Source organism: Photorhabdus bodei, assembly GCF_003287735.1.
GTDB classification, from domain to species: Bacteria; Pseudomonadota; Gammaproteobacteria; order Enterobacterales; family Enterobacteriaceae; genus Photorhabdus; species Photorhabdus kayaii.
The window spans coordinates 46,809-53,052 of the sequence record NZ_NSCM01000032.1 but is presented as its reverse complement, the minus strand read 5'-3'; the positions used below and the strand labels follow the sequence as shown (position 1 = coordinate 53,052).

Annotated in this window: 10 protein-coding genes; 3 read left to right on the top strand and 7 right to left on the bottom strand. The window is 41.2% G+C overall.

The features are described 5' to 3' along the window. The 3 genes from CKY02_RS16180 to CKY02_RS16170 all read right to left on the bottom strand — a co-directional run. A partial coding sequence (locus CKY02_RS16180; protein ID WP_112896092.1) for an IS630 family transposase occupies positions 1-586 on the bottom strand: 586 nt, incomplete at its 3' end. 244 nt (positions 587-830) lie between these two features. Beyond that, positions 831-1,004: a type II toxin-antitoxin system RelE/ParE family toxin gene (locus CKY02_RS25815; protein WP_240002068.1), complete on the bottom strand. Its 174-nt coding sequence runs from the start codon at positions 1,002-1,004 to the stop codon at positions 831-833. Positions 1,005-1,129: 125 nt separating this feature from the next. Beyond that, complete coding sequence (locus tag CKY02_RS16170) at positions 1,130-1,360, bottom strand: type II toxin-antitoxin system RelB/DinJ family antitoxin (RefSeq protein WP_240002067.1); 231 nt, start codon at positions 1,358-1,360, stop codon at positions 1,130-1,132. On the opposite strand from CKY02_RS16170, the gene trmL reads away from it, so the two are divergent. The 3 genes from trmL to CKY02_RS16155 all read left to right on the top strand — a co-directional run bounded on the left by trmL (position 1,350) and on the right by CKY02_RS16155 (position 3,153). After that, complete coding sequence (gene trmL / locus CKY02_RS16165; RefSeq protein ID WP_112896091.1) at positions 1,350-1,838, top strand: tRNA (uridine(34)/cytosine(34)/5-carboxymethylaminomethyluridine(34)-2'-O)-methyltransferase TrmL; 489 nt, start codon at positions 1,350-1,352, stop codon at positions 1,836-1,838. The genes CKY02_RS16170 and trmL overlap by 11 nt on opposite strands. Before the next feature lie 265 nt (positions 1,839-2,103). Further along, positions 2,104-2,292: a hypothetical protein gene (locus CKY02_RS16160; protein ID WP_146747462.1), complete on the top strand. Its 189-nt coding sequence runs from the start codon at positions 2,104-2,106 to the stop codon at positions 2,290-2,292. 162 nt (positions 2,293-2,454) lie between these two features. Beyond that, positions 2,455-3,153 carry a class I SAM-dependent methyltransferase gene (locus CKY02_RS16155; RefSeq protein WP_112896089.1) on the top strand — a complete coding sequence of 233 codons (699 nt, stop codon included), beginning with the start codon at positions 2,455-2,457 and terminating at the stop codon, positions 3,151-3,153. A 99-nt stretch (positions 3,154-3,252) separates the two neighbouring features. Here the strand turns inward: CKY02_RS16155 and cysE are convergent, their stop codons facing one another. The 4 genes from cysE to CKY02_RS16135 all read right to left on the bottom strand — a co-directional run bounded on the left by cysE (position 3,253) and on the right by CKY02_RS16135 (position 6,124). Next, entirely contained in the window at positions 3,253-4,074 is an 822-nt protein-coding gene (gene cysE, locus CKY02_RS16150) for a serine O-acetyltransferase (RefSeq protein WP_112896088.1), read from the bottom strand. A gap of 44 nt (positions 4,075-4,118) precedes the next feature. Then, the gene (gpsA, locus tag CKY02_RS16145) at positions 4,119-5,141 is read right to left on the bottom strand and encodes an NAD(P)H-dependent glycerol-3-phosphate dehydrogenase (RefSeq protein WP_112896087.1); all 1,023 of its coding nucleotides are present in this window, start codon (positions 5,139-5,141) and stop codon (positions 4,119-4,121) included. Continuing rightward, on the bottom strand, positions 5,141-5,617 hold the full coding sequence (secB, locus tag CKY02_RS16140; RefSeq protein WP_112896086.1) for a protein-export chaperone SecB: 477 nt from the start codon (positions 5,615-5,617) through the stop codon (positions 5,141-5,143). Before secB ends, gpsA begins: the two co-directional genes overlap by 1 nt. A gap of 69 nt (positions 5,618-5,686) precedes the next feature. Further along, a complete protein-coding gene (locus CKY02_RS16135) occupies positions 5,687-6,124 on the bottom strand; it encodes a rhodanese-like domain-containing protein (RefSeq protein ID WP_112896085.1) in 438 nt (145 codons plus the stop codon). Positions 6,125-6,244: the final 120 nt, after the last annotated feature.

Sequence of the window (6,244 nt, the reverse complement as noted above, 5' to 3'; positions counted from 1 at the left end):
TTCCTGTTGTTTTGACTGTTTTTTTCTCGCCTTTTCGCATCCAGCCATAACCGAGTTTAGTGCCTTGAGTCGGGTGAACCGCGTCAAGAAAGAGGATGGGTTCGTCTTTCGCTGTGACTTTAAGATTTTCATAATATTCAATAAATTGTCGCTGTTTTTCTGCCTCGAATTTATGAGGGACACCACAAGGTTTTTTATAAGAAAAACCCTGACGGTGTAGCCATTTATTCATGCCTGGAATGCTAAAGGTAATATCCCAGAGCTGAGCAACATAGGCCACGATTTCATGGGTGTGATGGAAAAGATGTTGAGATAAGTGGTTGATTAAAAAATCAGTTTGTTCTCGAGAAAGTAAACTATCAGACCCGCCATTATCAGATTTAAGTTTCCCCTGATTGAGGTAATCACCGATATGGCGGTCAACGGTGGTCTGATGGAGTCGCAATGCCTGGGCTATCATGACAGAACTCCACCCTTCAGAAGCCAGAAGGATAGCTTTTATTCTGTCTCGTACTTGACCATCACGAGTGGTGTCGTGAAGACGTTCAAGTTTGATTTTTTGTTCTGATGTAATAAATATTTTCATAGCGAGGATAATGATCTCCATTTCGGATAAAATCAAGCATCTTCAATGATTACGGGTATATACCCTATGGATTTCAAGATGGATCGCGACGGCAAGGGAGTGAATCCCCGGGAGCATAGGTAACTATGTGACCGGGGTGAGCGAGTGCAGCCAACAAAGAGGCAACTTGAAAGATGACGGGTATAGTTTAAATTCAGTATTTGTGCGCTGATAAATAAGCAAAATATCTGGCGCTCCGTGGCATTCAAGGTAACCAATAATATTGGCCTGCTAATGAATGTTCACGGTAACGCTCTGCTAAAGGCTCACCAGTCTGTAAAAGCTCAATGGTTTTCAAGATAACCGATTGGGCTTTTTTATTATTAGCATAACGTTTTGCATCTTTTTTTAAACGACTCTGGTAAACAATCTTTAGCATTATTTACCCGTCATTCCGCCGCCATATCCGTAATGCACTGATTTTAAATAGTCTGTATAAAATTCATGCATTTGTTGATTCTCAATTAAAACAATAAATTACGAATGCGGTGCGGAATGTCGGATTTACCATCCAAGATCACGCTTTAGCTCATCTATCGTATTCACTCGGTGAACACCTACGCCATTTTCCAGATTCCGAATAGCCTGTAATGTCTCCTGATTAAGTTGCAGCAACTCAACGGGTAATTCTGGCTCAATAGCCAGACGATTAATCAGAGATGAAATCCCCCTGCATCCCCTCCCGATTTCTGCTAATCTGTGCCCCTTGTTTCTGGGGGGCTTTATGCTAAACATCGTCTTATTTGAACCTGAAATCCCACCTAATACCGGTAATATTATTCGCCTTTGTGCCAATACCGGTTTCCAATTGCATTTGATTCAACCCCTAGGTTTTACCTGGGATGATAAAAGGCTACGTCGAGCCGGGCTGGATTATCATGAGTTTGCCAATGTTAAACAACATCATGATTATTTGGCTTTTTTAGAGAATGAAGGATTAACAGGAGAGTCTTCTGCTCGTTTGTTTGCTCTCACAACGAAAGGAATACCAGCACATAGTGCGGTAAGTTATCAAGCAGGAGATTATTTAATGTTCGGGCCGGAAACCAGAGGGCTACCGCCTTACGTACTGGATAATATGCCGCCACAACAAAAAATCCGTATCCCAATGCTGGCAAACAGCCGCAGTATGAATCTTTCCAATTCAGTCGCTGTTGTCGTTTTCGAAGCCTGGCGACAATTAGATTATCAGGGCGCTATCATAAAAAATTAGTGTGTCATTTAATAAGCGTGACTAATATCGCTACACTTTCTTACAATAGCCCAACGTGTTATTTATTTATCGTATCGCGGCAATTTTTTCTTCTTTATGTGGGTCTGGTAAAGAATAGTTTTCTACTCTACACCAGATTCACGATGAGCTAAGCACCCATTTTTGTCATGTTCTCGGATGAAGTGTGGTACGTAAAATAATTAACTACGAGGGTTATCAGCTCAGGAATGTAGCAATCTGTAATCACAGGAGCATATTAAATGAGATGAATAAGCGCTATTTAAACCCAGCAGGTAAACTTTCTAGTCGGCCAATACTATATCCGCCAAAAGCATGGGTAGAGGAAGGTAGGAAGATATTAGACGTAACTTTTATCCTGGGTTTTTCTGAACAAGTTTTTGCGCTAAATCATCGTTTATTATGGAGCGTAGGTGCTATGATTAGTATAGAATAACCCTATTGGGGGATTTTTTCTCTTTAAAAATTGATTCAGATAACTTAATCGGGGTTGATTCCCTCAAACGATCTACTATTTGATAAAACTATTTAGATCATAATAATTTAATAAAGTTAGCATTAAAACAACTCATTTTCATTGATATATATTGGTTACACTATGAAAACAAAAATTTCAAAAGAATTTCTCCATGATGTCATAGAATGGGACATATACAATTGGAGCCATGCATTAAAATATTGGCAAGATAATTCTAGCTTAGAATTAAAATCAGCTAATACTCTAGAAATAGGCAGTGAAAATGGTGGGTTATCGTTGTGGGCTGCATTAAATGGTGCAAATGTCCTATGTACCGATCTAAATGGCCCTACACCAAAGACACTGGAGAAACATAAGCGTTATAATATAGAAGATAACATTCAATATGAAAAATTGAGTGCATCGGATATTAAATATAAGAACCATTTTGATATTGTTATGTTTAAATCAGTATTAGGTGCTGTCGGTTATAATTTCAATAAAACAGCACAAAAAGAGGCTATTAATCAAATCTTCCATTCATTAAAAGAAGGGGGTGAACTTTGGTTTGCAGAAAATCTGGTTGCATCACCATTGCATAAATTTCTCAGGAAAAATTATGTTAATTGGGGAAATACCTGGGGCTATGTTACCGCCAAGGAAATGACAGATTATCTATCAGTATTTTCAAATGTTAATTATACAACATTAGGCTTCCTTGCTACGCTTGGTAGGAATGAATTTCAAAGAAAATTTTTAGGGGTGTTAGATAATAAAGTTCTAAATAAAGTCATTCCTAAGCATTGGCACTATATTATAATAGGTGTAGCAAAAAAATAATTTATAGAAGATTTCACAAGTTAAGAATGCCAGATCATATTTCCACATTCAGCATGTGAAAATATGATAGCGATCACTAATTATCCAGATTTCGATAAATTAAATCCCATCCCCATACTCAAAGCCATGATTGATACCATTAAAATGTTGGTTCATATCCAATGATGGCTTTTCGCTTTCAGGTTTACCAACAATACGGGCAGGCACCCCGGCGGCTGTTGTATGTGGTGGAACAGAGCGAAGGACAACTGAACCGGCGCCAATTTTCGCCCCACGGCCAATTTCGATATTACCCAATATTTTCGAACCTGCGCCAATCATCACTCCTTCCCTGACTTTCGGATGACGATCACCCCCTGTTTTACCCGTACCACCAAGAGTGACGGATTGCAGGATAGAAACGTCATTTTCCACTACTGCCGTTTCACCAATCACAATGCCTGTAGCGTGGTCAAGCATAATGCCACAACCAATCTTTGCCGCCGGATGAATATCAACGCCAAAAGACATCGAGATTTGGTTTTGCAGATAAATAGCCAATGCCTTACGCCCCTCTCCCCAGATCCAATGGGCAATACGATAGGCTTGTAAGGCATGAAACCCTTTAAGGTAAAGCAAGGGAGTTGAATATTTATCTACAGCGGGATCACGTAAACGTACCGCTATGATGTCGCGGGCAGCAGAGACAATCATCTTTTGATCTGAGTTATAAGCCTCTTCTACGATCTCTCTAACCGCAATAGCCGGCATAATCGGCGTAGCCAGCTTATTAGCCAGCATATAACTTAAAGCACTACCAAGATTTTCATGCTTGAGCAATGTTGCATGAAAAAAACTGGCCAACATCGGTTCACATTCAGCCAGTGCTCTCGCTTCTGTTTTTATGTTCTTCCAAACTTCGTCCAATTCTTCTAGCGACATATTTTTTACTCTCACATTTAGAACCTATCTCATTAGATTTTTATTTAAGAGCGTACATTATCGCTCTCATCCTTTCTGGCTCTTCCTAATAATGCCTGAGCAGCTTCTTTCACATTTTTATTGCAATAGAGTATCTGATAGATTTGTTCTGCAATCGGCATTTCTACATTGGCACGATTAGCCAATGCACGTACTTCTTTGGTATTGCGATAACCTTCAACAACCTGTCCAATCTGATCCTGGGCTTCTTCGACGCTAATTCCCTGCCCCAACATCATGCCAAAACGACGGTTACGTGATTGGTTATCAGTACAAGTTAAGACCAAATCGCCCAATCCCGCCATGCCCATAAAGGTCGAAGGATCAGCACCAAGCGCCGCCCCAAGACGACTCATTTCTGCCAATCCACGCGTAATCAATGCGGTACGAGCATTAGCACCAAAACCCATACCATCAGATATTCCCGCACCAATGGCAATCACGTTTTTTACAGCACCACCGAGTTGAACACCAATAAAATCAGGATTTTTATAAACCCGGAAGCTTTTGCCACAATGGAATAATTGCTGAAGCTCATCGCTAAAAGCAGATTCCGTCGCGGAAATAGCAATCGCAGTGGGCAAACCAGCCGCTAACTCTTTAGCAAATGTTGGCCCAGAGAGCACCGCTAGCGGTATTTCATTGCCTAATATCTCACGGGCCACATCCTGCAATAACCGACCGGTATCCGCTTCCAAGCCTTTAGTTGCCCATACGATACGTGAATCAGGCTGTAGATGTGGTTTTATCTGCTTTAACACTTCACCAAACACATGGCTAGGTACCACAACAAGAATATCGCGACTCGCTGTTAGTGCTTTTATTAGGTCCGTTTCAAGCAATAAACTATCAGGAAAGGAAACATCCGGCAGAAATTTCTGATTACAACGCACCTGTTGCAATGCCCCAACATGCTCTGGATTATGCCCCCAAAGTACAACATTATGACCATTACGAGCCAGCGTAATGGCTAATGAGGTGCCGTATGAGCCGGCACCAATCACTGTCATAGAAACAGTATTATTCATTAAGCTTCCTGTTCAGTTTGTTCACCACCCTGAGACTGTTCTGCCTGCTGTTGCAGGTAGTTCATGAATAGGGCGTCAAAGTTTACCGGAGCCAGATTCAGCTGTGGGAAGGTACCACGGCTAACCAGGCTAGTGATGCATTCACGAGCATATGGGAACAGGATATTCGGACAATATGCCCCCAAGCAGTGAGCTAGCTGAGTTCCTTCAATACCGTCAATAGAGAAAATACCCCCTTGCTGTACTTCACACAGGAATGCCGTCTCTTCTCCCAAAGTTGCTGTTACAGTCACACGCAGAACAACTTCATAAACCCCTTGAGCCAACTCACTGGAAGCGGTATCCAGATCCAGTTTTACTTCCGGCTGCCATTCCTGTTGAAACACTTGCGGTGCGTTCGGTGCTTCAAAAGAGATATCTTTGGTGTAGATACGTTGGATCTGAAAAGCCATTTCTGTATTGCTTTGTTCTGACATAATAATTGTTACCTTTAGATGTCCTTATTAAATTTTTCATGTGAATGTCACCATTCACGCCCAAAATGATTACTTTTTACCACGCGCCAATGGCAAGTTTTCGCCTGTCCAACCAACCAAACCTTCTTTCAAGGAACATACGCGTTCAAAACCAGCACGAATAAGATTTTCTGCCGGAGTACGAGATTCAGTGCCATTCGCAGAAACAACAATTACAGGCTGCTTTTTATGTTTTTCCAACTCAGCAAAATTGTTGTCTTTAATTTCAGAGGGAGTCAGGTTTACTGCACCAATAATATGCCCTTTGCGGAAATCTTCACGGGAACGTAAATCCACGACGATGGCTTCTTCTTTATTGATCAGATTAATAGCTTGAGCACGAGTTATCTCTTTGGTTTTAGAGAAGAAACCTCTCGTTGTCGTCACAATAACGGCAACCAGCAGCGCAATCCAGATGAGGCTTAAGGTCATATGCTGGTTAATAAATTGCATGATTTCTTGCAGCATGGGGGCAACAACTCCCGTTGGTTAATAACAAATATCTAAGGTTCCAGAGTATACCTTTGTGTTGCGTCAATTACAGCCAAATAGCATAAGCTCAATGCAAATTTTGCGGAGAGTTTCGAG